Raw genomic sequence first — 26,287 nt, 5'->3', positions numbered from 1 at the left:
GGACCAGGGATGGAAGCGCTGCCGCGCCTCGCCGTCCGCGACCACGACCCGATGATCGGATCGTCCGCCTTGACCACTGCACAGCTCACGACCCTGCCCGACACGCGGCTCGCCGCTCCCGGCGAGGCGCGCTAGATGGGGCGCCACTCCGCGAGCCGGGCCTCGCTCACCTCCGTCCTGACCACCGCCGCCCGCCGGGGCGCCCACAGCGCTCTTCGCGCCGTGCCCCGCGAGCTGCCGCGTGAGTCGCCCCGCGACGTGCACCGCGCCCGACGCTCCGCGTTCGGCGTCGGCGCGGCCGTCGCGACCGTCGCGCTCACCGCGACCACCGCCGCGGCCGCCCTCACCGACGGCGCCGCCGCGGGCGTGGCGACCGCCTCCCTCGGTCCGTCGACGTCCTCCGACGTCTCCGCGAGCGGCACCACGACCGCCACGGGGGCCGGTAGCACGGCGTTCGGCACCCCCTCGCTCGGGACCCCGGTCGTCCCGGCCGACCCCGCGACCGTCGAGGCAGCGAGCGACGTGCTCGTGCGCGCCGAGTACATGGCGGGCGAGGGCGCGGCGGCGCTCACGCCCGAGCAGGTCGCCCAGCTGGAGCAGACGCGCGCCCGCCTCAGCGAGGCCGTCACCGCGGCCGGCACCACGACCGACGCCACGACCCCCGGCGCCCTCTCGGGCGGCGCAGCGCTCGCCCCGGAGCCCGCGGACGACGAGACGACGAGCCCGGAGGACACCGCGAGCGAGCCGGACGGTGTCGCCGCGCTCGCGGCCGACCCCGCTCCGCTCGCCGAGCGCACCTCGGAGCGTGCGAGCCGTTCGACGGCGCGCACGCCCCTCGCCGACCTCACCGCGCCCGTGCCGTCGCTCACGGGCGCGGCCGACGGACAGGACGCCGAGGACGTCACCGGGACCGCGACGGACACCGGTCGGCCCGCGGGCGAGAACGCCGACGACCAGGCCACCGCTGCGGACGACGTCCCGGCGACCGGGGACGACGCCGCAGCGGCGGCCGACCCGACCGCCGCCACGCCCTCCCCGACCGCCACGGACGCGACCGCGGAGCCTGCGGCGGGAGCCACGACGGCCGAGGCGCCCGCACCGACGACCGAAGAGATCGCCGCGCTGACGACGGAGCTGAGCACGCTGCTCGACGCCGCCCGCGCGGGTGTCGCCGTCCAGGTCGTGCCAGGGCCGCCGTCGGCCGAGGAGGTCGCCGCGCAGCTCGCCCAGTGGGCGGCGTCCACCGCCGGCTACGGCAACGGCGAGATCCCCGCGAGCGCGCTGTGCGAGCTGTCGTTCGCGCCCGGCGAGCAGCTCCGCTGCGACGCCGCGCACCAGATCGAGGCGCTCAACGTGAAGTACCGCGAGGCGTTCGGCGTGAACTTCTCCGTGACGGACTCGTACCGCTCGTACTCCTCGCAGGTCGCGGTCAAGGCCTCGCGCGGGTACTTCGCCGCGCCGCCCGGCATGTCGAACCACGGCTGGGCGCTCGCGCTCGACCTCGGTGGCGGCATCCAGGGCTACGGCACCGCGCAGTACGAGTGGATGCGCGCCAACGCGCCGGCCTACGGCTGGGACAACCCCGAGTGGGCGCGCGCCGGCGGCTCGAAGAACGAGCCGTGGCACTGGGAGTACGGCGACATCTCCTGAGCATCGGCCACCTCCCGGTCACGACGGCCCCGGCACCGCGACGACCTCGCGGACCGGGGCCGTCGTCAGCTCCGGGACGCCGGGCCGTCAGGCGAGGGTGACCGCGAGGAGCAGCATCGTCACGAGGAATCCCGTGACGAGGTTGAGCCACAGGAACGTGCGCCAGCCCGCGTTCGCGCGCTCGCAGTCGTCGTCGTGCACGTCGCGGAACCGCAGCACGTTCGCCGCGTACGGGAGCGGCAGCAGCGCGGCGAGCACCCCCGGCCACGGGACGAGGGCGAGCACGGCCGCCGCCGCCACGTAGGCCGCGGCCGCCGCGAGCACGGTCGCGTGGGCGCCGACCGCCGTCGCGACGGACGCGATGCCGCCCTCGCGGTCCGCGCGCACGTCCTGGACCGCGCCGAACGCGTGCGACGCCATGCCCCACAGCACGAACCCGACGAGCACGGGCCACACGGTCCGGGAGCCGAGGTCGGCGTCCACGAGCACGAGCGCGTACAGGAGCGGGCCGACGAAGTGCACCGCCGAGGTGAACGAGTCGAGGAACGGGCGCTCCTTGAACCGCAGGCCGGGTGCCGAGTACGCGACGACGCCGAGCACCACGAGCGCGAGCACGACGCCCGCGAGGACATCCCCGAGCGCGAGGAGCGCGACGAGGAACGGCACGTTCGTCACGACGCACGCGACGAGGATGCGCCGGTGGGTCGCCCGCGCGGTGGCGGGGTCCGCGAGCGCGCCCTCGATCCCGCCCTTGCGCGGGTTGCGCAGGTCGCTCTCGTAGTCGAACACGTCGTTGACGCCGTACATGAGCAGGTTGTACGGCCCGAGGAAGTAGAGCGTCCCGACGACGAGCGCGAGGTCGACCCTGCCACCGGTCGCGACGAGGTACGCGGCCGCGAAGGGGTAGGCGGTGTTGACCCACGAGAACGGACGCGACGCGGCGAGAACCTCCTTCACCGCACCTCCCCGTCGCCGCCCCCGGCGCGTGTCGCGGGCTCCGCGCCGGGCGCCCGCCGTCGGTCACCGAGCACCGTCCAGAGCACGGGCATGCCGAGCGCGGCGGCGATCGCGTAGGCGAAGTCCTCGACCGGCGCCCCCCACAGGTAGAGACCGATGATCTTGTCGGGGTCGTAGACGTACAGGTCGGCCGCGATCATCAGGGTGTCGAACACGAGCGTGAGCACGCACAGCACGACGGCGGTCCGCACGAGCGCGCTCGCCGAGAGCCGGCGCAGCACGCGCCAGGACACGGCGACCAGCACCGCGAGCACGAGGACGTTGAGCACGATGTTCGTCATCGGCCCTCCCGGTTCCGGGGCGCACCCGCGGCCGGGGTCGTGGTCCGCGCGGCCACGTCGCGCCGGGCCCGCACCACGCGCTCGAACCAGCGCCACACCACGAGCGCGACGTAGCACAGCAGCGTGAGGAACACCGCCTCCTCGACCGGGAGGTCGGGCGCGAGGAGGAGGCCGGTCATCCACGGGCTCTCGCCGCGCGCGAAGATGCCGAGGGCCAGGCCCGCGACGTCCCACGCGAGGAAGCCGACGACGCCGAGGCCGACCGTGAGCGCGGCCCGCCGCCAGTCGTGCCAGAACGCGAGCCCGAACCGCCGGTCGACGACCGCGATCCCGCCCAGGGACACGCAGAGCGCGCCGAGGTAGGCGAGGCCGGTCATCGCCGGACTCCCGCCCGCACCGGGCCACCGGGCCGCAGGCGTCCGGGACGTCGGCTCGCCGCGAGGAACCCGGGGCGCAACGGCGCGGGCAGCGGGCGTGCAGAGGTCTCGCCGAGCAGCCGCTTCGCGACGAGCTCCGCGCTGATGAGGCACATCGGCAGACCCACACCGGGGATCGTGCCACTGCCCGCGTGGTACAGCCCGTCGACGCGGCGCGACGCGTTGCCGGGCCGCCACAACGCGGACTGCCGCAGCGTGTGCTCCATCCCGAGCGCGCTCCCCCGCCACGCCGACAGCTCGTCCGCAAAGTGCGCCGGGCCGAGGACACGCCGCGTGACGACCCGGCCCGGCAGGTCGTCGATCCCCGCCCACGCGCCCACCTGCGCGAGGTAGCGGTCCGCGAGCGCCTCGATCGTCCGCTGCGACGGCTCGTCCGCGCCCAGCGCGGGATCGGCCGGGAAGGGGACGAGGAGGAACAGGTTCTCGTGGCCCGGGGGTGCCGCGGGCCGGTCCGACGACGGCCCGTCCGTCGCCGAGGTCCGCGACACGTAGAGCGACGCCGGTTCGGGCACGCGCAGCCCGCGCACGTCGCTCCCCGCGTCCCGGCCGAGCACCGCCTCGAAGTTGCCGGGCCAGTCGCGCGCGAAGAACAGCGAGTGGTGCGCGAGCTCGGGCAGCTCGCCCCGGACCCCGGCCAGGACGAGCAGCGCGGAGATGCCCGGCCCCTTGTCCTCCCACCACGGGGCGGGGCGGTCGGACCACTCGGGGGCGAGGAGCGCCGTCTCGGTGTGGTGCCGGTCGGTGGCGGCCACGACGACGTCGGCGGGGACCACCTCGCCCGAGGCGAGCCGCACGCCCGTGGTCCGCCCGCGCCGTCGGGCACCGGGCTGCACCTCGATCCCGACGACGTCCGCGCCGGTCCGGAGGTCCACACCCTCGTCGCGCGCGAGCGCGGCGATCGCCTCGATCACGGTGTACATGCCGCCGCGCGGGTAGCGCACGCCGTCGACGAGGTCGAGGTGGCTCATGAGGGAATAGAGCGCGGGCGCGCGGTAGGGCGAGGACCCGAGGAACACCGCGTGGTAGCCGAGGACCTGGCGCAGCCGTGCGTCGTCGACGGTCCGGGCGGTCCGGTCGGCCAGCGACTCGCGCAGCAGCCCGGCCAGGCGCGGCAGGCGGCGGAGCACCGCCGGCGAGAGCGCGCGCTCCGGACGCTCGAACGTCGTGTAGAGGAAATGGTCGAGCGCGAGCCGGTACGCCTCGCTCGCCTCGTCGGCGTAGGCGCCCATCCGTGCGCCCGCCCCCGGCTCGAGCGCGTCGAAGCGGGCCGCGTTCGCGGCACGGTCCGCCACGACGTCGAGCGGCGCGGTGTGCGAGCCGTCGTCGGGGTCGGACTCGAAGAACACCCGGTACGCCGGGTCGAGGCGCACGAGATCGAGGTGGTCCTCCAGGCTCTCGCCGAGGAGCGCGAAGAAGTGCTCGAAGACCTCGGGCATGAAGTACCAGGACGGCCCGGTGTCGAACCGGAACCCGTCGACCTCGAGGGTGCCCGCACGACCACCGAGGGTGTCGTGGCGCTCGAGCAGCGTCACGGCGGCGCCGCCGCGCGCGAGCAGCGCGGCCGTCGCGAGCCCGGCGATCCCTCCCCCGACGACGACGACGCGCGACGCCCTCACACCACCACCCGCGCGTTCGTCCGAGAGCTCGGCGCCGCGCGGCGCGCGGACGCGAGCTGGCCGACCAGCTGGCCGCCCGCCGCCCGTGCCGCCAACGCCACCTTGACGGGGTCGGGGACGCGTACCCGGGCGTCGAGGATGTCCGCCGGGGCGGTCGCCGCGAGCCGTGCCAGCAGGCGCTCGTAGACCGCGAGGGTCGCCGCGACGGCGATCCGCGCGCGCACGGGAAGGCCGGGCAGCGCCGCGCGGGCGGTCGCGAGGTCGGTCCGCACCTCGCGGCAGAAGTCGTCGACGTCGCGCCGGCACAGACGGTCCGGCTCGACGCCGGGCAGGTAGCGCCGCCCGAGCTCGTCGTGGTCGGTGCGCAGGTCGCGCAGGAAGTTGATCTTCTGGAAGGCGGCGCCGAGCGCCTGCGCTCCGGCGACGACCCACGGCTCGGCGACCCGCAGGGGTTCCCCCCGCCGGCGGTGGGCGTTGAGGAACACGGCGAGGCACATGAGTCCGACGACCTCGGCCGAGCCGTAGACGTAGCGCTCGTAGCTCTCGCGGTCGTGCACGCGCACCGTGAGATCCGTACGCATCGAGTCGAAGAACGGGTCGACCTCGGCGTGCCCGATCCCGCAGCGGCGCGCCGTCCGCGCGAACGAGTGCACGACGAGGTTCGTGGACCACCCTCGCTCGAGCGCCCGGGACGTCTCCGCCTCGAGCTCGTCGAGGAGCTGCGCCGCGCCGTCGCCACGACGGGTGTCCACGACCTCGTCGGCGATCCGCACGAGGCCGTACACGGCATGGATGCCGTCGCGGGTCTGCGGGTCGAGCAGGCGCGCGCCGAGGCCGAACGAGGTCGAGTAGGCCGAGAGCACCACCCGGCTCGTCCGCGCGGCCGTCAGGTCGTACAGCCGTACCGGGTCGTTCTCGCGGTTCACGCCACCATCCCGTCTCCCTGCGTCGAGGCCTTCCTCGACGATACTCAGCATGCTGAGCATCAGGGTCTCACAGAGTGGCGCCGCTCACATCTGCGCAGGCGTCCGACGTGCGTCGGAACCGCTCCCGCTCAGGGGCCGACGTCGATCCGCCGAGGTCCGGCCTGCCACGCCTCCCAGGCCGAGGAGATGATCTCCGGCAGCCCGTTCGTCGCGTGCCAGCCGAACAGCTCGTTGATGCGGCGCGGGTCGCCGACGAGCTGCGGCGGGTCGCCCGCACGGCGCGGCAGGACCTCGGGAGTGACGTCGAGGCCGCTCACGCGCCCGATCTCGTCGATGACCTCGCGCACCGAGGAGCCCTGGCCGGTCCCGACGTTGAAGACGTCGAACGGGCGCTCGTCGGCGTCGAGGTACCCGAGCGCCGCGAGGTGGGCGTGCGCGAGGTCGAGCACGTGGATGTAGTCGCGGAGGCACGTGCCGTCGGGCGTCGGGTAGTCGTCCCCGAAGATCTTGGGCTGCTCGCCGCGCTCGAGGCGGTCGAGCACCATCGGCACGAGGTTGAGGACGGCCGGGTCGCCCAGGTCGGGCCAGCCGGCGCCCGCGACGTTGAAGTACCGCAGCGCGACGAACCGCAGCCCCCACGCCCGCCCGGCCGCGCGCCCCAGCCACTCGCCGACGAGCTTGGTCTCCCCGTACGGGTTGATCGGCTCCGCGTGCAGCTTCTCCTCCACGAGCGAGACCGACGGCATGCCGTACGTCGCGGCCGAGGAGGAGAAGACGAGCCGGTCGACGCTCGCCGCCTGCATCGCCGTGACGAGGTTCGTGAACCCGCCGACGTTCTGCTGGTAGTACCAGGCGGGCTTCTCCACGGACTCGCCGACCTGCTTGCGCGCCGCGAAGTGCACGACGGCGCGCACCTCGTGCTCGGTGAGCGTGCGGGTCAGCACGTCGACCGCCTCGGGCGACGCGACGTCGAGCTGCACGAGCTCGGCGTCGCCGACGCGGTCGGCGCGGCCCGTGCTCAGGTCGTCGACCACGACCACCTTCTCGCCGCGCTCCTGCAGGAGGCGCACCACGTGCGCGCCGATGTACCCGGCTCCGCCGGTCACGAGGATCGTCATGGCGGCCAGCCTAGTGCGGCGCGTGAGGCGCTCAGGCGTGCCCGTACGATTCGCGGTCGCGCACGCTCGCGGTCTCGACCTGGAACGTCGAGTGCTCGATCGAGACGGGGAAGTGGTGCGCGACGCACGACCGCACGCGTTCGACGATGTCGAGCGCGTGCCCGTCGTGGAAGCACGCGTCGTCCACGACGACGTGCGCGGAGATCGTCGGCAGTCCCGACGCCACGGTCGACGCGTGCACGTCGTGGACGTCCTCCACGTGGTCGAGCGCGAGGATGTGCGCCCGGACCTCGTCGAGGTCCAGTCCCTTCGGGGTGAACTCCAGGAGGACGCCCGCCGTCTCCCGCATGAGCCGGAACGCGCGCGGGACGATGAGGGCGGCGATGAACAGCCCGGCGATCGTGTCGGCGCGCTGGTAGCCCGTCGTCGCGATGACGACGGCCGCGACGATCACGCCGACCGAGCCCAGCGCGTCGTTGAGCACCTCCAGGAAGGCGGCGCGCAGGTTGAGGTTCGCGCGCCGGCCGGAGGCGAGCACCGCGATCGCGACGACGTTGCCCACGAGGCCCACGACGCCGAACAGGAGCAGCTCCGACGACGGCACGTCCGGGGGCTCCAGCAGTCGCCGGACACCCTCGACCAGCGCGTACAGGCCGACGGCGAGCAGGATCGTCGCCTGGGCGAGCGCCGCCAGGACCTCGACGCGACGCCAGCCCCAGGTCCGCTGCTTCGTCGCAGGCCGGAGCGCGAGCGACGCGGCGACGAGCGCGACGAGCAGGCCGGTCGCGTCCGTGAGCATGTGCGCCGTGTCGGTGAGGAGCGCGAGGCTGCCCGTCAGCACCGCGCCGACGGCCTGGGCCACGAGCACTGTCGCCGTGACACCGAACGCAACGGCTAGCCGCGCGCGATGGTCGGGCGCCGCGACGCCGCCGGAGCCCCCACCGTGGTCGTGCCCGGCACCCATCCCGCACTCCTCAGCCCTCGGTCGACACGACGCTCAAATCATCGTCGTTCACCGATGATATCGCCCTCGATCGATAAGTCCAGGGCGGAGACCGCGCGCTCGCGTCAGGCCGGCAGCTGCTCGCCCGACGGCGGCGCCGGCGCGAGCGCGACGTTCTCCGCGTCGGCGAGCAGGTGCGCCACCTCCGGACGCACGAGGCGGTACCACGACGAGCGGCCCTCGCGACGGACCGCGACGACCCCGACCTCGCGCAACGTCGTCAGGTGCGCGGACACCGTGGACTGCGCGAGCCCCAGGTCGCGCGTGAGGTCGACGACCCGCCGCTCGGCGCCCGAGAGGAGATGGACGATGGCGAGACGGCTCGGCTCGGCGAGCGCGTGCAGGAGCCGCGCGACCGCCTCGTGATCGTGCCCACCCTCGTGCGGTCCGTCGTGCAGCGGCTGCGCGGCGGCCCGATCGGTGGCCCGCGTGGCGTGCCGGACGTGCGCACCCGTCGTCATGGTCCGATGCTATCCGGCACCGCCCGCCGGCCCTCGGGCCGCCGGTCAGCCCCAGCCGAGCGCGTGCAGCCGGTCGTCGTCGATCCCGAAGTGGTGCGCGATCTCGTGCACGACCGTGATGGCGACCTCCTCGACGACGTCCTCGCGCGTCTCGCAGATCGCGAGCGTCGGGTTGCGGAAGATCGTGATGCGGTCCGGCAGCGATCCCGCGGCCCAGTGATGGTCGCGCTCGGTGAGCGGGACGCCCTCGTAGAGCCCGAGCAGCTCGGGGTCGTCGTCGGGGGCGTCGTCCTCGACCAGCACGACGACGTTGTCCATCTGGGCGGCGAGGTCGGGCGGGACGAGGTCCAGCCCGTCGCGCACGGCGTCCTCGAACTCGTCCCTCGTCATCTCCACCACGCGACAATCCTCCCCCGGCCGCGGTCGTCGCCGGTCCACGGCCGACGTCGCCGGCCCGGGCCGGCAGCGACCGCGCTCCACGGACCACCCGCTGTACACTGGCCGACGTTCCTTCGCCCCCATCGTCTAGCGGCCTAGGACCCCGCCCTTTCACGGCGGTAGCACGGGTTCGAATCCCGTTGGGGGTACGCGGGATCGCGTCGGGACCGGTGATCACCAGCCGATTTACGGATCGGGTCATCGGTACGGTACGATCCTCTCGGTTCGAAAGCGGGTCACCGCACGGATCATCTAGGCCCTGTAGCGCAGTTGGTTAGCGCGCCGCCCTGTCACGGCGGAGGTCGCGGGTTCAAGTCCCGTCAGGGTCGCGCGAGGCGAAGAGCCCGGTCGGCATCGGCCGGCCGGGCTCTCGCGTCAGGGCTCTGTAGCTCAGTTGGTAGAGCGTTCGACTGAAAATCGAAAGGTCACCGGATCGACGCCGGTCGGAGCCACATCGAAGACCCCCGCCAGGGAGACCGGGCGGGGGTCTTGTTCGTCGTGCCCGTGCGTGCCCGTGCGTGCGCCCGTCCGCGGGCCGGTTCGTGCACCCCGTGCGTCGTCGGCCGGGGGCGTCGGCGCACGTCATCCACCCCCTCCGTCCGTCGCGGTGAGTTGCGCGCCGTCTCCGGTGCCGGTTGAGTGGGGCTGGGATCCTCTGCGGAAGGGCTTGAGAGATGAGCGACTGGATCGACGGGCGCGTCCCGCCCGAGGAGCAGAAGCCGACGGTCGGGCAGCTCGTCGAGCGCCTCTCCGAGCAGGCGACCCGGCTCGTCCGGTCGGAGATCGCGCTCGCGAAGGCCGAGCTCACCACCAAGGCCAAGCACGCCGGCATCGGCATCGGGCTGCTCGTCGTCGGCGGGGTCCTGGTCCTCTACGGCCTCGGGTTCCTGTTCCACTCCGCGATGGAGGGGCTCGCGACCGTCATGCCGCTGTGGCTCGCCGCCCTGATCGTCGGCCTCGTGCTCGTCCTCGTCGCCGGTACGCTCGCGTTCGTCGGGGTCAAGCAGCTGCAGCGCGGCGTCCCCCCGACACCGACGACGGCGGTCGACAGCATCAAGGAAGACGTCGCGACCATCAAGGAAGGACTGCGCCCGTGAGCGGATCCGAGGCCACGACACCTCCGATGTCCCAGAGCCAGCTCGAGGACGACATCGCCCGGACGCGGGCCGAGCTCGCCGGGACCATCGACGAGCTCACGACGCGCCTGGACCCGCGGGTCCAGGCGAAGCAGGCGGCGCACCAGGCCAAGCAGGCGGCGACCGACACGGGAGCCTTCCTCACGGGGGGCGGCCTGCCCGAGGAGGACCCCGACCGGTCGCGCAACGTCAAGCTGTTGCTCGGGGCCGTCGTGGCGGGCGTCGCGCTCGTGGCGGCGGCAGTGCTGCGCCGCCGCTCCTGAACGGCGGCGCGCGCCGTCAGCCCTTGTCGCTGCCCTCTGCGGGCTCGCTCGCGGCGCCGAGCAGCGCACGGACCTCGGACTCGCGGTAGCGACGGTGCCCACCGAGCGTCCTGATCGACGAGAGCTTGCCGGCCTTCGCCCAGCGCGTGACGGTCTTGGGGTCGACGCGGAAGAGACTGGCGACCTCGGCAGGGGTGAGCAGGACCTCGGACTCTCCGTGCATGGACATCACGACACCTCCTCCTGGTACGCGCTGGTCCGGCAGGCCCCCGGAACACGACGACAGCACGACGCAGTACAGTCCATTGTCGCAGCATGCGGATTTCGGGCGACTTGACGGACGGGTGAATTAGGGGCCCTATGGTCGGAAGGCCGGATAGGCGCCCGTGCGGCTCGCGGTCCGCCCGCCTCGTCTGCCGAATCCACCTGCGGACCGGCGGACGTGGAGAGTGTGTGACGGTGTGCACTTCCGGGCCCCGACAGGGGGTTCCGAGTAGATGGAATAGCCCCTGACCATGTAGCGTTGGACCCTGAACAGACGAAACTACACCCCGGGGCCGCACGTCTTCAGCACGTTGCCGCTCCGCTTCTACGTTGAGGGGGTCGGAGCCATGGGCCGCGGCCGTCAGAAGGCAAAGCAGACCAAGGTCGCTCGCGCGCTGAAGTACTACAGCCCCGAGACGAACTACAGTGCGCTCGAGCAGGAGCTCACCGGTCACAGCCACACGGATGTCGCGACGGACTCTCGCTTCGGCGCCGAGTCCTCGGAGGACCTCGAGCGCTACGACCAGCGCTACAACGGCTGGTCCGACGACCGCTGACGGTCGTCCCCCCACCCTGTCCCGTCACGCGCGGGTCACGCCTGATCTTCACGACGACGCCGCCGCCTGCCCGCGCAGGCGGCGGCGTCGTCCGTTGACGCGTCAGGCGCGGTAGTCACCGATCAGGCGCACGGCGCCGGCCTGCACGCCCTTCGTGCCGGCCACGAGATCGCCGTCGGCGACGTCGGCGTGCGCCGACGGGTCGAAGGCCTCGACGGAGCCGAGCACCCAGGCCGGCACGCCCAGCGCAGTGCACCGTGCGAGCGCCGCGTCCACGCCGTCGGACCCGACGACCGCGACCATGCCGACGCCGAGGTTGAGCGTGTTCTCGAGGTCGCCGCGCGGCACACCGCCGAGCTCGCGGACGAGGCGGAACACCGGCGGCACGTCCCAGCTCCCCCGGTCCACGACGCCGACGAGCCCGGCGGGAAGCACGCGCGCGAGGTTCGCGGCGAGGCCTCCCCCGGTGACGTGGGTGAACGCGTGGACCTGCGCCGCGTCGTCCGCGGCGAGGGCGAGGCAGTCGCTCGCATAGACGCGCGTCGGCTCGAGGAGCTCCTCGCCGACCGTGCGCCCGAGCTCGTCCACGTGCCGCTCGAGGCCCCAGCCGGCGTGCTTGAGCACCGCGCGCACGAGCGAGTAGCCGTTGGAGTGCAGGCCCGACGACGCCATCGCGACGAGCACGTCGCCCTCGCGCACGCGGTCCGGACCGAGCAGCGCGTCGGCCTCGACGACGCCCGTGGCCGCACCCGCGACGTCGTACTCGTCCGCGCCGAGGAGCCCCGGGTGCTCCGCGGTCTCGCCGCCGACGAGCGCCGTGCCCGCGACCTCGCACGCCGCCGCGATGCCGCGCACGATGCCCGCGATGCGCTCGGGCACGACCTTGCCGCACGCGATGTAGTCCGTCATGAACAGCGGCTTGGCCCCGACCACGACGATGTCGTCCACGACCATGCCGACCAGGTCGAACCCGATCGTGTCGTGCACGTCGAGCGCCTGCGCGATCGCGACCTTCGTCCCGACGCCGTCCGTGGACGTCGCGAGCAGCGGCCGGCGGTAGGTCGCGACCTCCGAGAAGTCGTACAGGCCCGCGAACCCGCCCACGCCGCCAAGGACCTGCGGCCCGTGGGTGCGGCGCACGGCGTCCTTCATGAGCTCGACGGCCTTGTCACCGGCCTCGGTGTCGACGCCTGCGGCGGCGTAGGTGAAGCCCGTCTGGGGCGAGTCGGCAGTCACGGTGTCGGCTCCTGTGCGGATCGAGGCGGGCGCGTCACGGCGCACGCCGGTGGTGCGGTGGGTGCTGTGGTCAGGGGTGCTGGAGCGCGCCGGCCCCACCGGAGGTCACGGACAGGCTGCGCAGGCCGTCCTCTGGCGCGCCGAGCGGGAGCTCGGCCTGCTCGAGGAGGTGCTTGCCGAGCTGGTCGTCCGGCGGCAGCTCGATGGGGTACTTCCCGGTGAAGCAGGCCGTGCAGAGCTGCGACGACGGCTGCTCGGTCGCGGCGATCATGCCCTCGGCGGAGATGTAGCCGAGCGAGTCGGCACCGAGGGACTGGCCGATCTCGTCCGGGCTGAGCCCGTTCGCGATGAGCTCGGCACGCGACGCGAAGTCGATGCCGTAGAAGCACGGCCACTTCACGGGCGGCGAGCTGATGCGCACGTGCACCTCCGCCGCCCCCGCCTCGCGCAGCATGCGGATGAGCGCGCGCTGGGTGTTGCCGCGCACGATCGAGTCGTCGACGACGACGAGCCGCTTGCCGCGGATGACGTCGCGCAGCGGGTTGAGCTTGAGGCGGATGCCGAGCTGGCGCAGCGTGTCCGACGGCTGGATGAACGTGCGTCCGACGTAGGCGTTCTTCGTGAGGCCCTGGCCGAACGGGATGCCCGACTCGGCGGCGTACCCGACGGCGGCCGGCGTGCCCGACTCGGGGACCGGCATGACGAGGTCGGCCTCGACCGGATGCTCACGCGCGAGCTGACGGCCCATCTCGACGCGCGCCGCGTGCACGGAGCGGCCGTTGATCGACGTGTCCGGGCGGGCGAGGTAGACGTACTCGAACACGCAGCCGGCGCGCTCGATGGGTGCGAAGCGCTGGGACCGCAGCCCGTCGGCGTCGATCGCGATGAGCTCCCCCGGCTCGACCTCGCGCACGAACGACGCGCCGACGATGTCGAGGGCCGGCGTCTCGCTCGCGACGACCCAGCCGCGCTCGAGCCGGCCGAGCACGAGCGGGCGCACGCCCTGGGGGTCGCGCGCCGCGTAGAGCGTGCGCTCGTCCATGAACACGAGCGAGAAGGCACCGCGCAGTCGCGGGAGCACCTCGAGCGCGGTGGCCTCGAGCGTGTGGTCGGCGTCGCCGGCGAAGAGCGCCGTGACGAGCGCGGTGTCGGTGGTGTTGCCCCGTGCGAGCTCGCCGCGGCGCTGGCTGCCGTAGCGCTCGGCGACGAGGTTCACGAGCTCCGCGGAGTTGGTGAGGTTGCCGTTGTGCCCGAGGGCCACCGTGCCGGAGGCGGTCGCCCCGAGCGTCGGCTGGGCGTTCTCCCACGTCACGCCGCCCGTGGTGGAGTACCGGCAGTGCCCGACGGCGATGTGCCCGGTCAGTGCGTTGAGGGCCGTCTCGTCGAACACCTGGGAGACGAGTCCCATGTCCTTGTAGACGAGGATCTGCTCACCGTTGCTGGTGGCGATGCCGGCCGACTCCTGCCCCCGGTGCTGCAGGGCGTAGAGACCGAAGTAGGCGAGCTTGGCGACCTCCTCGCCGGGCGCCCAGACGCCGAAGACGCCGCACGCGTCCTGGGGGCCTTTCTCGCCGGGCATGAGGTCGTGGTTGAGAAGTCCATCTCCGCGGGGGGCCACGTACCCCAGTGTCCCACAGCACGCCCGCCCGAGCCGAAGCGCCGGCCATGGGTGGCTGCGGCTGGAATCTCGTCCGGCAGGCTGAGGGTCAGCACCGTCTTCGGCGTCGGGATCTCGATGCTGCTCGTGCGCTACGACTTTCCCGGCAAGGCGCTGGTCAACGCGCTGCTCGACCTGCGGCTGTCCGTCGCGCCCTCGTCGTCGGCCTTCCGCTCGTCCTCGCCGAGCGTGTCGACGAGCTCCTGCGGCTCGTGCACCGCGAGAGCTTCGCCCACCGGCTGCCGTCGCAGCTCCCGGGCGGTCAGCGTCAGCGCATGGCGCTCGCGCGCGCCCTCGCGATCCGCCCGAGCGTCCTGCTGCTCGACGAACCGTTCGGCGCGCTCGATGCCAAGGTCCGCAAGGAGCGGCGCGACTGGCTGTGCCGCCTGCGCGACGAGATCCCCGTGACGACCGCGTTCGTCACCCACGACCAGGAGGAGGCGCTCGAGGTCGCGGACGAGATCGTCGTCGTCAACGAACGTCGCATCGAGCAGGTCGGCACGCCCGACGACCTCGACGACCGCCCCGCCAACGACTTCGCCATGGGCTTCCTCGGCCCGGTCACCCGTCTCGGCGGCGTCCTCGTGCGGCCCCACGACATCCACGTCGGGTTGCTGCCCGACGGCGTCGCGCGCCCGGGCGCGTCCGCCCGCCCGGCCGGGGCGCCGGCGGGCGCGGACGACGCGGCGCCCGCCGTGACCGGCGTCGTGACGCGCACGACGCGCGTCGGGTTCGAGGTCCGGGCACGGTGCTTGGCTTCCTCGCTCCCGGGGCTCACGCTCCTGAGCGGGGAGCTCGTCGCTGGCGGGCGGCACAAAGCGCGGGAGTGATCCTGCGGGCGGCTGCACGGGCGAGGGCCACCGCATGACCCACTCGTTTAACGACTGATATGGTGCGTCATGTGAGAACCGGCGCCCCTCCGCTACTGCCGATCTTCCGCTCCGCCCTCCAGGCGCGGGTACTTCTGCACGTCCTCACGTCCCAGGAGCACGTCACGGCCGCCGACCTGGCTCGCATCCTCGATGAACCCGAGGCCACGGTCTCGCGTGAGGTGCGGCGCCTGCTCGAGGCCGGACTCTTGGACGGGAATCGTGTCGGGCGAGCCGTCACGTTGAGCCCCGCTCTCGACAACCCCGCGACGGCACCGCTCCGTCAGCTGTTGGTGGTCACCTATGGGCCGCCCCGAGTCGTGGAACAGGCACTGCGCGGCGTCGACGGTATCGAGACCGCATTCGTCCATGGTTCCTGGGCGGCTCGCTACCACGGCGTACCTGGTCGGCCACCGGGTGACGTCGACGTGCTGATCGTCGGGCGACCCTCGCGTCGGGAGGTCGACACGGCCCTCGAGGGTCTGGAGAGCGTGCTCGGCCGCGAGGTGAACGTCACCTACGTCAGCCCGGAGCGGTGGCACGACCGCGGCGAGCCGTTCATCGACCGCGTGCGTTCCGATCCGCTGGTCGAGCTCTCCCTCCGTGAACCGGCGGCGAGTACCTCATGAACACGTGGGAGCAGGGCCGGGCGACCGTGGACGAACTCATCGATGCCGGGCAGCTCGAGCGCGTACCGGTGAACCTCGAGTCTGCCGTCGCGCTGATCGAGAGGTCGCGCACCCACCTGCGTTCGGCCGAGGTCCTGGCTGACAGCGACGTCGAGCTGGCCTACGACGCCCTGCACGCCGCGAACCGGAAGGCTCTGACCGCCGTGCTCCTCGCTCAAGGACTCCGTCCGACCCGCAAGGCCGGACACACAGGCGTGCACGAGGCAGTCCGGGCCCAGCTCGACCCACCGCTGGGCCAGGTCCTCGCCCCATATTCGCGCATTCGACGCGCCCGCAACGCAGGCGACTACCTCGACGAGCTCCCAGCCACGAGCGACGACGTCCGTGCCGACCTCCCGCTGTGCAACGCCATCGTCGACGTGGCCGCGAAGGTGCTCGGCAAGATGCCGCAGTACTGACGCCCTCCGCGCGACCGCCTCAGCCGAGGTGCACATCGCTCCCAGAATGGGCTCGTTGCTATCCCGTCCGCCTCGTGTCGCCACCGAGCGGCCCCGCCACCCGGGCAGCGCGGGCTCGTCGGCGAAGAACGAGGTGCCCGGTCGCGAGGAGCACCGCGCACCCGAGGAGCACGAGGACGATGGTCGTCCAGTTCGCGTCGACGCACGCGTCGGTGGCGTCCGACGACGCCCGGTCCAGCCCGCCCAGCGGCTCCTCGATGCACGTGTACCGGGACCCGTCGACCGTGACGGAGCGAGGCGTCATCGGCACGAGCATCAGTGCCAGCATCAGCACGACGGTGACGGCCGCGAGCGCGGCCCGGAAACCTCGCTCGGGCGCGCGACGCCACAGCACTGGCCACAGCGCGGCACCGACGAGTGCCGCGAAGACGAGGAGAACCGCTACCGCCGACACCACCGTGGTCCTCTTCCACCCCTAGGCAGATCTGCCCATCGCGTCCGATCGGCGACGTCCTGGTTCTTGAGCATCTCCTGGTCGTGATTGGCACAACCCGGGTTGCCGCTCTCGCACCTCGCCGGACGCGGGGCCGCGTCCTGGTCACGGCCCGCCCGACGCTGGGCCGCGCGAACTCGGCTGTCGTATCTGTCGATGACCAAACCTCCGAAGCCGACGCGGGGCCAGAATCCCGCGGTACCCCAGGCGAGTGCAGCGCCAGCCACTGCGACCACGAGCCCGATGACGATCGCGCATGCTGCACCGTCATGCCACAGCAGGAAGCCGGGGTACAGCCCTGCCCCGATGCTGAGGAATGTCGCCAGCGCAAACATGAAGGTGCGAACGAACCCCCGTTCCGACAGCAACGCACCCGCGCTGATCACGAGTGCGAGCGAGACAGCCAAGCAGCCGACGATGAGCGCTCCGAGCGGGCGGCTCCACCACGGCCCCGCCTGGGCTCCCTCGGGCGGTCCCACGACGAGGACCGCCAGTGGACCGAGCAGGAGGGAGATGGCGAGCAGAAGGCCTGCGACGACGAGCCGCTGTAGCGAGGCACCACGGATCCTCTTCTCACGACTCCTGACCGTCGCGGCCAGGTCAACACCCACATCCGCCCGCACGAGACCACGGAGCCACCCGACCCCTTGGAATCCGAGCGCACGCACGATGAAGAGTGCCGGGCCGGTGACGGCGAGCAGAAGAATGAGCACCACCTCGAGCCGCCCCGAGACAGAGCGCTCTGCTCCGAACGGAGCGATGAGCACGAGGACCATCGCCGCCCACGCGAGTCCCAGCAGCCCTGCGGCGCCGATCTCAACGATCCGTGTGCCCTTGGCCATCGCGGGCGGTACAGATCGAGCGACGCGGGTCATGACTGCGATGCACACTCCGAGGGCACCGCTCGCGAAGGACGTGCGAAGAAAGTCCTCCCAGGGGACTTCGCGCTTGGGCTCGGTTGGCGTCGTGAAGCCGAACACTGCGAGGACGAGCGGTGGGGTCATCAGCAGGACGATCCACCACACGAGATTCGACCCGATCCCCTCGGCATCGCCCAGCGATTCCCTGGAGGCACCCTGCTGTGCTGCGGCGACCGCGTGATCGATGCCTTCGGAGACCGCTCCGCGGACACGCCAGCACCAGGCGGTCTCGGCAAGGAGCCACACGTAGAGCGCCATGGAGAAGACCAGTACGAGCACGCGTGAAGTATCTGGACTCACCCACTCCCACGCGACGACCGCTCCGACCAGACCAGCGAACGAGGCCGCCACCAGGAGCTCGATGCGTAGTAGGAGGTCCGTGGATATCAACTTGCGGACGACCTCGACGTCGAGGGCCCCCGTACTGTCGCGTTGCTCTTCCTCGAGCCGACCCACCCTCGTGGCGACGAGATTCAGGGACACGGTCACGGCGATGGCGACGGTGGCGACCGCCGCGAGGACCGTGAATGGAGCCGTGAGCACGTCACCCTCCGCGGCCTGCGGTCCGGACGCTCCCCAACCGGCGAACGTCTGGTCGATGACTTTCTCGTGATCTCCCGGCGTGCTGGACGTGAGATTCGCGATCATGAGGAGCAGGAATGCTCCGACGATCGACAGTGAGAAGGCCCAGCCGAACGACAACCCGGCGTCTCTACGTCCCTCGCGAAGCGGCCCCGCGGCGAGGCACGATCCGCAGAGCTCCGCTACCTCGCCGTCCGCACGTCGGACGCGGACGAGTGGCATGTCTGTCGCACGATCGCCCGAGCCGCCGTCGCGTGGGGTCACGGGATTCTTCCGGGGGCGCCCTGACCGAGCAGCAAGCATGAGCAAGAGTGCCGCGAGGATGAGTCGCCAGGCCCACGAGCGCGTCACCGGCCTATGACCAGGCAGCTCGCCGACGTCTCGGCAACGACCTCCGACGCGCGGCTGACCTCGCTCAAGTGTTCGCCTTGCCCCCATACCCGAGCAAGTTAGCAGCGCTTCTGCTGACGGGCGCGCCCATTTCTCCCTGCCACGAAGGTGCCAGGTGATTCAGCGGCGGCGTAGGCTCCGGCGGTCGGCGATCACGGCCCACAGGCCAGCGACGGCGGCGCCGACCGCAGCGCACGTGACGACGATGACCGTGAAGTAGACACCGGGCTTGAACACCGGCTCGGAGACCGGCGACTGCAGCCAGGCGCCGCCGATGCCGAGGCCCAGCACCGTGCCGAGGATGACGCCCACGGTGAAGAACGCGCCGTAGCGCGGCGCGCGGCGGACCGTCACGGGATCGACGACGGTCTCGATCTCGATCTCGACCTCGTCCGCCGGGCGGGCGCCCGCTGGGGTCTGCTCGGGCGCCACGGCGTCAGGCGCGGGGGACGTGTCGGCGGCTGCGCCGTCGGGCACGGGCGACTGCTCGGAGCTCACGCGCACGACCATACCCGCGGATCCTGAGAGCCCACACCACCCGTCGCTCTGCTCGCGCGGACCGCTGTGCCCGACGCGGAGGGACGTTCCTCCGCGTCGGGCGCGCGCGTAGGCGCGGTGCGACGACGCGTAGGCGCGCGCACGCCGTGCGGGTGGGTCGAGGCGCCGCGACCCGGGCCCGTCGGACGGGACCCGGGTCGCGGCGCGCCAGCGCTAGCGCGTCAGCCGCACGTCTGGCCCTCGAACGGGACCTCGTACTCCTGCGTCACGCCGTCGAGCGTGGCGGTGACGGTCACCGTCCCGCCCTCGACCGACGTGGCCCGGGTGTTGAACGACTGGTAAGCGTTCTTGCCCGCCTGGAGGTTCGGGAACCGCTTCGACCCGTACGGGGTCTCGACCACGACCTCGACCGGGACGTCCTCGCCGTTGGTCGCGCGGACCGCGACGTGGACGAACTTGCCGAGGCACCGCGCCGAGGCCTCGAGGTTCTCGAGCACGACGGTCGGTGCCGCGGTCTCGACCGTGACCGGGATCCGGGCGGTCGTGCCGCTCGGCGACGCGACGACCCACAGGTCGTACGCGCCCTCCGCGGCGTCGGCGGGAACCGTGGCCGTGAGCGTCGCGGCCCCGTCGGTCACCGTGGCCGTCCCGACGACGTCGCCCGGGATCGCCGGGTCGAACGTGCCGTCGGCCGGGACCAGGTAGCCCGATACCTCGGTGTTCTGCGGAGAGCCCAGCGACGTGAGGTCGAGGTGCGAGAGCTCGACGCTCACGTCCTCGCCCGCGGCGACCGGCTCGGGCAGCGCACCGAGGACGACGCGCGACCGGTCGAACGACGGCGCGATCGGCGCCTCCACCGAGCTGTCGCGCAGGTACGCGATCCACGCGTCACGGTCCACGAGGCCCGAGTCGCGCGCGTCCGTGCCCTCCGTGAAGACGCGGAAGTTGTCGCCACCGGTCGCGAGGAACGAGAACGTCGCGACGCGGTACTCGCCCGCGGGGTCGACCGGCTCGCCGTCGATCGTCACGGAGAGCACGTTGTCGCCCGGCGCGGCGAGCGGGTCGGCGGTGCGCGCCGTCCAGCTCACGTTGTCCGAGAGCCCGAGTGCCAGGTAGGGACGCTGCGGCCGGTTGCCGTCGTCGTCCGTCTGCCACTGCTGCTCGAGCAGCTCCACGACCTGCTCGCCCGTGAGGGTCACGGTCCACAGGTTGTTGACGAACGGCAGGACGGCGTTCGCCTCCGCGAAGGTGATCACGCCGTCGTCGCCGTAGAGGAGCTCCCCGCGCAGACCGCCCGGGTTGACGACGCCGATGTCCGCGCCCCCGCGAGCGGGGTCCGCGAGCGTCTCGAGCAGCGAGTCGGCGACGAGGTTGCCCAGCGCGGACTCCGACGCACGGTCGTCGCGACCGGTCGTCGGCGTCGGGCCGGGGCCCACGTAGACGCCGTCCACGTACGAGCCGCCCGTGTAGGCGGTCGTGATGTCGGCGGCCACCTCGCCCACCGGCTGGGAGCCGATGACGTCGGCCTCCGCGAGCGCCGGGTCCAGGACGTCCTTGACCGCCTGGACGCGCGGGTACGTCGCCACGAGCTCCTCCCACGGTGTCGTGGTGCGCGGCACGTTGACGACGTCGTAGTCCACGACGTCGTTCGTGGCGTCGTCGACCTGGAGCGTGACGTGACCGATGTTCTCGCCGTAGCTGCCGGTCTGGATGATCGGGCGGGTCGCGCCCTCCACACCCGGGACCGGCGCGTCCCACGCGTACTGCTTGTGCGTGTGCCCGGTGAAGATGGCGTCGACCGACGCGTCCGTGCCGTTGACGATCTCGGCGAAGGTGCCGCCCGCGGCGACCTCCTCCTCGAGCGTCGAGCCGTCCGGTGTCCCGGCGCTCGCGCCCTCGTGGTAGAGCGCGACGAGCACCTCGGCCTCGCCGTTGCCCTCGTCTCCGTCCTGGAGCTGGGCGGCGACGCGGTTCACGGCCTCGACGGGGTCGCCGAAGTCGAGCATCGCGATGCCCGACGGCGTGACGAGCGTCGGGGTCTCCTCCGTCACGGCGCCGATGACGCCGATCCGCACGCCGTCGACCTCGATGACGTCGTACTCCGGCAGCGCCGGGTTCGTCGTGCCCTTGTCGTAGACGTTCGCGCCGAGGTAGCTCCAGTCCGCCTCGTCGGTCACGCGGCCGGCGAGGTCCGCGTAGCCCTGGTCGAACTCGTGGTTCCCGACGGCGGACGTCGCGAGCTCGAGCGCGTTGAGCACGTCGATCGTCGGCTGGTCCTGCTGGAGCGCGGACGCGAACAGCGAGGCGCCGATGTTGTCGCCGACCGAGAGGAACGCGGTGCCCTCCGGGTTCTCGGCGCGCAGCTGCTCGACAGTCCCCGCGAACGACAGCGTGTTGTTCGTGACGACGCCCGTGTCCCGGTTCGTCACGTACGGCTCGATGCGACCGTGGAAGTCGTTGATCGCGAGCAGGTCGATCTCGGTCGTCCCGGCGCCGGCCGCGAGGTCGAGGCCCACGAGCACAGGGTCGTGGTCGGAGGACCGGAACGGCGTCGTGTCGTAGAGGATCGACGCGTTGTCGTTGTACCGGCTGTACTCGTTGGCGATCGGCTCGACCGAGTTGATGTTCCACACGTCAGCACCCGTGACCGTCGCGGCTGCGGCGGGCGAGGCGAACACGTGGTCGAGCGACCCGACGTACCCGTCGAAGAGGTAGGTCTGCTCGCCCGTCGTCGCGCCGAGGCTCGTGTACCCGGCGTCCTTGAGCACCTGGAGCGGGTCCTCCTGGTCGTAGGCGTTGAAGTCGCCCGCGAGCAGGACCTTGTCGGTCCCGGCGTCCGCCGCGACGTCCTGCGCGAAACCGACGAGCGCCGTGGCCTGCGCGACGCGCGCCGGGTTGTAGGCGCCCTGACCGTCCCCTGTGTCCTTCTGGTCGTCGGGCGCGGTGTCGTTGCCGCCCTTCGACTTGAGGTGGTTCGCGACGACGAGCACGTCGTCGTCGGCCGACCCTTCGCCGGTCGAGATCCCACCGGTCGGCTGGAACACCTGCGCGAGCGGCTCGCGCGCGTTGACGAACGCCGGGTCGTCGAGCAGGATCCGCGACTCGCCGACGGGCTCAGCCGCGTCCACCTGGTAGATGTACGCGAGCCGGATGACGTCCTCGGCGGTCGGCAGCGCGGCGGGAGAGGGCACGAACGCCCACTCCTCGGCGCCCGCGGCCTCGTTGAGCGCGCCCACGAGGTCGGAGAGCGCCTGGTCGCGGTCCTTGCCGAACGGAGCGGAGTTCTCGATCTCCATGAGCGCGACGACGTCCGCGTCGAGCGCGTCGATCGCGGCGACGATCTTCGTCTCCTGGCGCTCGAGGTTCTCGGCATTCGCGGCGCCGCGCGCGTCGCAGCCCGTGCGGACCGTGATCGGGTTGCCCTCGCGGTCCGTGTAGAACTGGCAGCCCGTGAGCTGGTCGCCGGTCGTCGTGAAGTAGTTGAGCACGTTGAACGTCGCGATGCTCAGGTCGCCCCCGACCTCGGCCGGGGCGTCCTCGCGCGTGTTCGCGAACGTGGCCGGCTGGACCTCGGCGGCGTTGCCGCCGTCGCCCGCACGCAGGTGCGTCCGGGGCTGGAAGGTCCAGGCCTCGAAGCGGTAGTCGAGGATCACGGGCGCCGTGAACGTCACGCCCGCGCCGACGCGCGCCGGCGCGCCGCCCGTGAGGTACGGGAGCCGGATGCCCTTGTTGGCCGCGTTGTTGAAGTTCGTCGTCGCGCCGTCGTCGAGCACGACGCCGCGCGCCGCCCGGTCCGCGACCGCGGCCTGGGCCTCGGCGGACCCGGGGCGACCGGCCGACGTCGGCTGGAGGAACGGCTCCGTCCCCGCTGCGAGGAGGAACGACCCGTAGTAGTTCGTGTCGTAGTTGTCCGCGACGACGTGGTCGCCCGCGGGCTGCACGAGCATGCCCTCGAGCACCTCGCGCGCGGCGTCGGTCGCGGGGAACGCGACGTTCGCGGGCTTGACCTCCTCGGCCGCCTCGTCGAGGACCGTCCAGCCGCCTGCGGCGGGGGTGATCTGGGTCAGCGTGAAGTACTCCGACACCGCGCCCGTGACCTCGACGTGGTCGCCCACCTGCACCGCGGCCGCACCGGCCTCCGAGTAGACGAAGATCGCGTCCGACGCCGTGTGCGAGGCGTCGAGGTCGCCCCCGGTGCCCTCGGTCTGCAGGTAGAAGCCGTCGTAGCCGCCGGTGGGGTACGTCGCGGTGACGACGCCGCGCGTCGTCACCGTCTTCCCGACGAACGGGCTCGCGGCACCCGTGCCCTGGATCTCCGCGATCGGCACGAGCTCGCCCGGATCCGGGTCCGGGCCGCCGTCGCCGCTGTTCTGCGGGGTGACGGTGCTCGAGAGCGTGAAGTCCAAGCTGTTGTCGTCCGTGTCCGCGAACCCGGTCCGGTGGAGCGACGCCGGCACGTTGTTGGCCGACGGCGCAGGGCTCAGGGCGGTCTCGAACGTGTTCGACGTGCCGTACCCGACGAGGTCCACGACGTCAACGGCGCCCGCGGCGTTCCCTGCGGGCAGCGTGACCGCCGAGGTGGAGCGGACGAGCGCGACGGTCCCCGTCGTGCCCGACGGGTTGAGGCTGCCGGTCGCGTCCGGCGTCGGCAGCGCCGCGCCGTTGGACCCGTTGGAGCCGCCCTGCACGAGGAAGTACCCGCCGGGGGCGACCGTGCCGGACAGCGGCGTGACGCCCGTGAAGCCGGCCGTGCCCGTCGCGGACCGGTACTGGAGCGACATGCCCGAGAGGTCGATCGCCGCCTGCGTGGGGTTGTACAGCTCGACGAACTTGTGGGTGAACGGGGCGTTCGCGCTGCCGCCGCTCAGGTAGGCCTCGTTGATGACGAGACCCGACCCGTCGGGCGCCGCGCTCGCGGCGGTGGCCGCCGCGACGGACAACGGCGCGGCGAGCGCCACGGTCAACGTGCTCGCCACCACCCTCCGTCGCCGCAGGTGCTGGTGATCGGTCACGCTGACTCCTTCATCTCGTGCGGACGGCCGGGCAAGCAGTCGAGCAGTCCATCGATCCGGTACAGCCTCGGACGGGGTCGACGCCCTGCCTCCGCAGGTCATCGCACCGCACCCGGATGAACGCACGGTTGCTGCCACGTCACCGCCGCGAGAACGCCGCCGCACGTCGTCGTGCTGCGAGCGCCCGCACGGACGGCGGCCGGTCATCCTCGGACGCTAGCCCCCGGTGCTCGGGCACGCCAGACCACCGGCCCAGAACGTTACGCACCGGTAACACGCCCGCCCGGCACATCGGCTGTGGGCAGGGAACGGGCGCCGGAGGGTGCGGCTCAGCGCGCGCGGGCTGCCTGGAGCGGGAGCAGCCACGAGATGTCGGACCGCTCGCCGGAGGCTCGGACCCGCCCGTCCGCGACGGCGTCGGCCCACGTCTGCTCGCCCGTCACGAGGCCGAGCCACGTCTGCGGGTCGGTCTCCACGACGTTCGGCGGGGTGCCGCGCGTGTGGCGCGGCCCCTCGACCGCCTGGACGGCGCCGGCGGGCGGGACCCGCACCTCGACCGCGTGCCCGGGCGCGACGTCGGCGAGCTCCTCGAGCGTAAACCGCACCGCGGTCGTCACGGCCTTCCGGTCGGTCGGGTCGTCCCGCCACGCCGCCAGGGCGAGGCGGCCGGCGGTCGGGTCGGTGCGTCGTCGGGCAGGCACGGCACCAGGGTAGGACGTGACCGATGACGGCGGCCGAACGGGCGCCGACGCGTCAGCCGACCGTGAAGCGGACGCGACGGCCGGGCACCGAGGCCTCTCGCAGGGTCGCCCGGACGGGGTCGCCGAGCGGGAGGTCGGGGCCCTCGAGCGGCGCGCGGACGGCCGGGTCCGCGAGCACGACCTGGCCCCGCCGGGACGCGCCGGCCGTGTCGCCGCCCTCGCGCTCGAGGCGGCGCGAGCGCTCGCGGTCGTCCTCGACGTCGACCACCACCCCGTCGAACTCCTCACCCTCGCGCCCGCTGAGCAGCGCGGCCTCGACGACGTCGACGATCGCCCGCTCGTACGACCCCGCCCGCTGGCCGGTGCGGGCCATCGTGCGCGGCAGGCCGGGCAGCGCGTCGAGCACCCAGCGCGGCACCTCGTCACCGGCGCACAGCGCGAGGCACACCTCGGTGCCATAGCGGTCGACGAGCCGGCGCAGCGGCGCCGTGACGTGCGCGTACTCGGCGGCGATCGCGGCGTGCGCGGCGTCGTCGGGCACGCCCGGCTCCTGGTCCGTGCCGCCGAACGCCTCGTAGGACGCGCCCCGGAACAGCGACGTCGCCTCGTTGAGGAACGCCGCGTGGCGCGGGACCCGCGAGTCGAGCGTCGGGACGAGCTCGGCGTACGCCGTCTCGCTCGGCCAGTCGATGCCGAGCGCCCGGGCCGTCCGGCGCAGGCGCGCGAGGTCGCGCGGGTCGGCCTCGGGCAGCGCGCGGAAGACGCCGACGCCCCCGGCGCGCATGATCCGCGCCGCCGCGATCCCCGTGAGCAGGGAGATCTGCGCGTTCCAGCCCTCCGCCGGGAGGGTGGAGCGGAACTCGAGTCCGAACGTGCCGTCGTCGTGCGTGACGATCTCCTGCTCGGGGACCTCGAGCGACACTCCCCCGCGCTCGCGCTCGCGGGCGCGCCGCAGCTCGCCGATCTCGCGCAGGAGGAGCAGCGACGCGTTCTCGGCACCGGCACCCCCGGCGTCGATCCGGGACTGCGCCTCGTCGTACGTGAGGCGCTGCGTCGAGCGCACGACGGCGCGGCGCACCGTCGCGTCGACGATCTCGCCGCGCGCGTCGAGCACGATGCGCCAGGCCGCGGCCGGGCGGTCCTGGTCCGGGAGCAGGCTCGCCGCCCCCTCGGAGAGGACCGCCGGGTGGAGCGGCGTGCGGGCGTCGGGCGCGTAGAGCGTCGAGCCGCGCTCGTGCACCTCGGTGTCGATCGGGCCGCCGGGCTCGACGAACGACGCGACGTCGGCGATGGCGTAGTGCACGACGAACGCGGCGCCGTCGACCGAACGGCCGTCGACCGCCTCGCCGGCGCGCTCGAGGTACAGCGCCTGGTCGAGGTCCATCGACCCCGGCGGGTCGATCGTGAGGAACGGCAGGTGGCGCAGGTCGAGGCGCCCCGCGTCCGCACTGCCGCCGAGCGGACCGCGGCCCGCGACGGACTCCGCCTCGGCGAGCACGTCCGCGTCGAACGCCTCGGGGATCTCCATCTCGCGGCGCAGCGCGGCGAGCGCCTCGACGACGGCGGAGGCGGCCGTCACCGCCGGGGTCGGGGCGGGAGCGGCGGGCGGCGGCGCGAGGCGCAGGTGTCGGGCGTGCACGGGGCCGACACTACCCATCCGCTCCCTCGGCGTCGC

27 protein-coding genes and 3 tRNA genes are annotated in these 26,287 nt (G+C 72.9%); 11 read left to right on the top strand and 19 right to left on the bottom strand.

Annotated elements, in window-relative coordinates; translation table 11 throughout:
* Window positions 1-9: 9 nt before the first annotated feature.
* Complete coding sequence (locus AC4H2H_RS05240; protein WP_494369753.1) at window positions 10-135, top strand: hypothetical protein; 126 nt, start codon at window positions 10-12, stop codon at window positions 133-135.
* Window positions 136-1,650 carry a M15 family metallopeptidase gene (locus tag AC4H2H_RS05235; RefSeq protein WP_494369752.1) on the top strand — a complete coding sequence of 505 codons (1,515 nt, stop codon included), beginning with the start codon at window positions 136-138 and terminating at the stop codon, window positions 1,648-1,650.
* 87 nt (window positions 1,651-1,737) lie between these two features.
* On the opposite strand, the gene AC4H2H_RS05230 is transcribed toward AC4H2H_RS05235, so the two are convergent.
* The 9 genes from AC4H2H_RS05230 to AC4H2H_RS05190 form a co-directional block, all read right to left on the bottom strand.
* Window positions 1,738-2,607: a prenyltransferase gene (locus tag AC4H2H_RS05230; RefSeq protein WP_494369751.1), complete on the bottom strand. Its 870-nt coding sequence runs from the start codon at window positions 2,605-2,607 to the stop codon at window positions 1,738-1,740.
* A complete protein-coding gene (locus AC4H2H_RS05225; protein ID WP_494369750.1) occupies window positions 2,604-2,948 on the bottom strand; it encodes a lycopene cyclase domain-containing protein in 345 nt (114 codons plus the stop codon). Before AC4H2H_RS05225 ends, AC4H2H_RS05230 begins: the two co-directional genes overlap by 4 nt.
* Entirely contained in the window at window positions 2,945-3,325 is a 381-nt protein-coding gene (locus tag AC4H2H_RS05220) for a lycopene cyclase domain-containing protein (RefSeq protein ID WP_494369749.1), read from the bottom strand. Before AC4H2H_RS05220 ends, AC4H2H_RS05225 begins: the two co-directional genes overlap by 4 nt.
* Window positions 3,322-5,001 carry a phytoene desaturase family protein gene (crtI, locus tag AC4H2H_RS05215; protein ID WP_494369748.1) on the bottom strand — a complete coding sequence of 560 codons (1,680 nt, stop codon included), beginning with the start codon at window positions 4,999-5,001 and terminating at the stop codon, window positions 3,322-3,324. The genes AC4H2H_RS05220 and crtI overlap by 4 nt, the downstream gene beginning before the upstream one ends.
* The gene (locus AC4H2H_RS05210) at window positions 4,998-5,927 is read right to left on the bottom strand and encodes a phytoene/squalene synthase family protein (RefSeq protein ID WP_494369747.1); all 930 of its coding nucleotides are present in this window, start codon (window positions 5,925-5,927) and stop codon (window positions 4,998-5,000) included. Before AC4H2H_RS05210 ends, crtI begins: the two co-directional genes overlap by 4 nt.
* 128 nt (window positions 5,928-6,055) lie before the next feature.
* On the bottom strand, window positions 6,056-7,045 hold the full coding sequence (gene galE, locus AC4H2H_RS05205) for a UDP-glucose 4-epimerase GalE (RefSeq protein ID WP_494369746.1): 990 nt from the start codon (window positions 7,043-7,045) through the stop codon (window positions 6,056-6,058).
* Between the two features lie 31 nt (window positions 7,046-7,076).
* Window positions 7,077-8,009, bottom strand: coding sequence for a cation diffusion facilitator family transporter (locus AC4H2H_RS05200; protein ID WP_494369745.1), 933 nt, complete (start codon window positions 8,007-8,009; stop codon window positions 7,077-7,079).
* Window positions 8,010-8,113: 104 nt separating this feature from the next.
* The gene (locus AC4H2H_RS05195; RefSeq protein WP_494369744.1) at window positions 8,114-8,509 is read right to left on the bottom strand and encodes an ArsR/SmtB family transcription factor; all 396 of its coding nucleotides are present in this window, start codon (window positions 8,507-8,509) and stop codon (window positions 8,114-8,116) included.
* A gap of 45 nt (window positions 8,510-8,554) precedes the next feature.
* On the bottom strand, window positions 8,555-8,899 hold the full coding sequence (locus AC4H2H_RS05190) for a metallopeptidase family protein (protein WP_494369768.1): 345 nt from the start codon (window positions 8,897-8,899) through the stop codon (window positions 8,555-8,557).
* Window positions 8,900-9,023: 124 nt separating this feature from the next.
* Here AC4H2H_RS05190 and AC4H2H_RS05185 point away from each other — a divergent pair.
* The 5 genes from AC4H2H_RS05185 to AC4H2H_RS05165 all read left to right on the top strand — a co-directional run bounded on the left by AC4H2H_RS05185 (window position 9,024) and on the right by AC4H2H_RS05165 (window position 10,346).
* Window positions 9,024-9,096 (top strand) — tRNA-Glu (locus tag AC4H2H_RS05185).
* Window positions 9,097-9,202: 106 nt separating this feature from the next.
* Window positions 9,203-9,276 (top strand) — tRNA-Asp (locus AC4H2H_RS05180).
* Between the two features lie 50 nt (window positions 9,277-9,326).
* Window positions 9,327-9,399 (top strand) — tRNA-Phe (locus AC4H2H_RS05175).
* 222 nt (window positions 9,400-9,621) lie between these two features.
* Window positions 9,622-10,044 (top strand): phage holin family protein, encoded by a 423-nt coding sequence (locus tag AC4H2H_RS05170; protein WP_494369743.1) that lies wholly within the window; start codon window positions 9,622-9,624, stop codon window positions 10,042-10,044.
* Window positions 10,041-10,346 carry a DUF3618 domain-containing protein gene (locus tag AC4H2H_RS05165; RefSeq protein ID WP_494369742.1) on the top strand — a complete coding sequence of 102 codons (306 nt, stop codon included), beginning with the start codon at window positions 10,041-10,043 and terminating at the stop codon, window positions 10,344-10,346. The genes AC4H2H_RS05170 and AC4H2H_RS05165 overlap by 4 nt, the downstream gene beginning before the upstream one ends.
* 16 nt (window positions 10,347-10,362) lie before the next feature.
* Here AC4H2H_RS05165 and AC4H2H_RS05160 read toward each other — a convergent pair whose 3' ends face one another.
* On the bottom strand, window positions 10,363-10,575 hold the full coding sequence (locus AC4H2H_RS05160; RefSeq protein ID WP_483775485.1) for a BldC family transcriptional regulator: 213 nt from the start codon (window positions 10,573-10,575) through the stop codon (window positions 10,363-10,365).
* Between the two features lie 382 nt (window positions 10,576-10,957).
* Between AC4H2H_RS05160 and AC4H2H_RS05155 the strand changes: the two genes are divergently transcribed.
* Entirely contained in the window at window positions 10,958-11,167 is a 210-nt protein-coding gene (locus tag AC4H2H_RS05155; protein WP_483775484.1) for a DUF3073 domain-containing protein, read from the top strand.
* A gap of 102 nt (window positions 11,168-11,269) precedes the next feature.
* Here AC4H2H_RS05155 and purM read toward each other — a convergent pair whose 3' ends face one another.
* The 3 genes from purM to AC4H2H_RS05140 all read right to left on the bottom strand — a co-directional run bounded on the left by purM (window position 11,270) and on the right by AC4H2H_RS05140 (window position 14,278).
* Window positions 11,270-12,403, bottom strand: coding sequence for a phosphoribosylformylglycinamidine cyclo-ligase (purM, locus tag AC4H2H_RS05150; protein WP_494369741.1), 1,134 nt, complete (start codon window positions 12,401-12,403; stop codon window positions 11,270-11,272).
* A 70-nt stretch (window positions 12,404-12,473) separates the two neighbouring features.
* On the bottom strand, window positions 12,474-14,021 hold the full coding sequence (gene purF, locus AC4H2H_RS05145; protein WP_494369740.1) for an amidophosphoribosyltransferase: 1,548 nt from the start codon (window positions 14,019-14,021) through the stop codon (window positions 12,474-12,476).
* 131 nt (window positions 14,022-14,152) lie between these two features.
* Window positions 14,153-14,278: a hypothetical protein gene (locus AC4H2H_RS05140; protein ID WP_494369739.1), complete on the bottom strand. Its 126-nt coding sequence runs from the start codon at window positions 14,276-14,278 to the stop codon at window positions 14,153-14,155.
* Here AC4H2H_RS05140 and AC4H2H_RS05135 point away from each other — a divergent pair.
* Genes AC4H2H_RS05135 through AC4H2H_RS05125 form a run of 3 tightly spaced genes read left to right on the top strand, consistent with a single transcriptional unit; the run spans window position 14,273 to window position 16,016 of the window.
* Window positions 14,273-14,890, top strand: a complete 618-nt coding sequence (locus tag AC4H2H_RS05135; RefSeq protein WP_494369738.1) for a sulfate/molybdate ABC transporter ATP-binding protein — start codon at window positions 14,273-14,275, stop codon at window positions 14,888-14,890. The two genes, AC4H2H_RS05140 and AC4H2H_RS05135, sit on opposite strands and share 6 nt — an antisense overlap.
* A gap of 59 nt (window positions 14,891-14,949) precedes the next feature.
* Complete coding sequence (locus AC4H2H_RS05130; RefSeq protein ID WP_494369737.1) at window positions 14,950-15,558, top strand: winged helix-turn-helix domain-containing protein; 609 nt, start codon at window positions 14,950-14,952, stop codon at window positions 15,556-15,558.
* A complete protein-coding gene (locus AC4H2H_RS05125; protein WP_494369736.1) occupies window positions 15,555-16,016 on the top strand; it encodes a HEPN domain-containing protein in 462 nt (153 codons plus the stop codon). Before AC4H2H_RS05130 ends, AC4H2H_RS05125 begins: the two co-directional genes overlap by 4 nt.
* Before the next feature lie 58 nt (window positions 16,017-16,074).
* Here the strand turns inward: AC4H2H_RS05125 and AC4H2H_RS05120 are convergent, their stop codons facing one another.
* The 6 genes from AC4H2H_RS05120 to AC4H2H_RS05095 all read right to left on the bottom strand — a co-directional run bounded on the left by AC4H2H_RS05120 (window position 16,075) and on the right by AC4H2H_RS05095 (window position 26,251).
* A complete protein-coding gene (locus AC4H2H_RS05120) occupies window positions 16,075-16,470 on the bottom strand; it encodes a hypothetical protein (RefSeq protein ID WP_494369735.1) in 396 nt (131 codons plus the stop codon).
* Window positions 16,458-18,233, bottom strand: a complete 1,776-nt coding sequence (locus AC4H2H_RS05115; RefSeq protein ID WP_494369734.1) for a hypothetical protein — start codon at window positions 18,231-18,233, stop codon at window positions 16,458-16,460. Before AC4H2H_RS05115 ends, AC4H2H_RS05120 begins: the two co-directional genes overlap by 13 nt.
* 288 nt (window positions 18,234-18,521) lie before the next feature.
* Complete coding sequence (locus tag AC4H2H_RS05110) at window positions 18,522-18,899, bottom strand: histidine kinase (RefSeq protein ID WP_494369733.1); 378 nt, start codon at window positions 18,897-18,899, stop codon at window positions 18,522-18,524.
* Between the two features lie 221 nt (window positions 18,900-19,120).
* The gene (locus AC4H2H_RS05105) at window positions 19,121-23,911 is read right to left on the bottom strand and encodes an ExeM/NucH family extracellular endonuclease (protein WP_494369732.1); all 4,791 of its coding nucleotides are present in this window, start codon (window positions 23,909-23,911) and stop codon (window positions 19,121-19,123) included.
* 329 nt (window positions 23,912-24,240) lie between these two features.
* Entirely contained in the window at window positions 24,241-24,612 is a 372-nt protein-coding gene (locus AC4H2H_RS05100; RefSeq protein ID WP_494369731.1) for a sterol carrier family protein, read from the bottom strand.
* Between the two features lie 52 nt (window positions 24,613-24,664).
* On the bottom strand, window positions 24,665-26,251 hold the full coding sequence (locus AC4H2H_RS05095) for an RNB domain-containing ribonuclease (RefSeq protein ID WP_494369730.1): 1,587 nt from the start codon (window positions 26,249-26,251) through the stop codon (window positions 24,665-24,667).
* Window positions 26,252-26,287 lie beyond the last annotated feature (36 nt).

It is taken from the genome of Cellulosimicrobium sp. BMG9.22 (genome assembly GCF_059159975.1).
Note: the sequence above shows the minus strand (reverse complement) of the source record. Positions and strands in the feature narration are given on the sequence as shown.

Excerpts from the sequence above, each read along its gene's own strand:
- AC4H2H_RS05160 (WP_483775485.1), bottom strand. The coding sequence starts at position 10,575 with ATGTCCATGCACGGAGAGTCCGAGGTCCTGCTCACCCCTGCCGAGGTC.
- AC4H2H_RS05240 (WP_494369753.1), top strand. The coding sequence starts at position 10 with ATGGAAGCGCTGCCGCGCCTCGCCGTCCGCGACCACGACCCGATGATC.
- galE (WP_494369746.1), bottom strand. The coding sequence starts at position 7,045 with ATGACGATCCTCGTGACCGGCGGAGCCGGGTACATCGGCGCGCACGTG.
- AC4H2H_RS05200 (WP_494369745.1), bottom strand. The coding sequence starts at position 8,009 with ATGGGTGCCGGGCACGACCACGGTGGGGGCTCCGGCGGCGTCGCGGCG.
- AC4H2H_RS05220 (WP_494369749.1), bottom strand. The coding sequence starts at position 3,325 with ATGACCGGCCTCGCCTACCTCGGCGCGCTCTGCGTGTCCCTGGGCGGG.
- AC4H2H_RS05195 (WP_494369744.1), bottom strand. The coding sequence starts at position 8,509 with ATGACGACGGGTGCGCACGTCCGGCACGCCACGCGGGCCACCGATCGG.
- AC4H2H_RS05125 (WP_494369736.1), top strand. The coding sequence starts at position 15,555 with ATGAACACGTGGGAGCAGGGCCGGGCGACCGTGGACGAACTCATCGAT.
- AC4H2H_RS05225 (WP_494369750.1), bottom strand. The coding sequence starts at position 2,948 with ATGACGAACATCGTGCTCAACGTCCTCGTGCTCGCGGTGCTGGTCGCC.
- AC4H2H_RS05115 (WP_494369734.1), bottom strand. The coding sequence starts at position 18,233 with ATGCCACTCGTCCGCGTCCGACGTGCGGACGGCGAGGTAGCGGAGCTC.
- AC4H2H_RS05235 (WP_494369752.1), top strand. The coding sequence starts at position 136 with ATGGGGCGCCACTCCGCGAGCCGGGCCTCGCTCACCTCCGTCCTGACC.
- AC4H2H_RS05130 (WP_494369737.1), top strand. The coding sequence starts at position 14,950 with ATGGTGCGTCATGTGAGAACCGGCGCCCCTCCGCTACTGCCGATCTTC.
- AC4H2H_RS05170 (WP_494369743.1), top strand. The coding sequence starts at position 9,622 with ATGAGCGACTGGATCGACGGGCGCGTCCCGCCCGAGGAGCAGAAGCCG.
- AC4H2H_RS05190 (WP_494369768.1), bottom strand. The coding sequence starts at position 8,899 with ATGACGAGGGACGAGTTCGAGGACGCCGTGCGCGACGGGCTGGACCTC.
- AC4H2H_RS05155 (WP_483775484.1), top strand. The coding sequence starts at position 10,958 with ATGGGCCGCGGCCGTCAGAAGGCAAAGCAGACCAAGGTCGCTCGCGCG.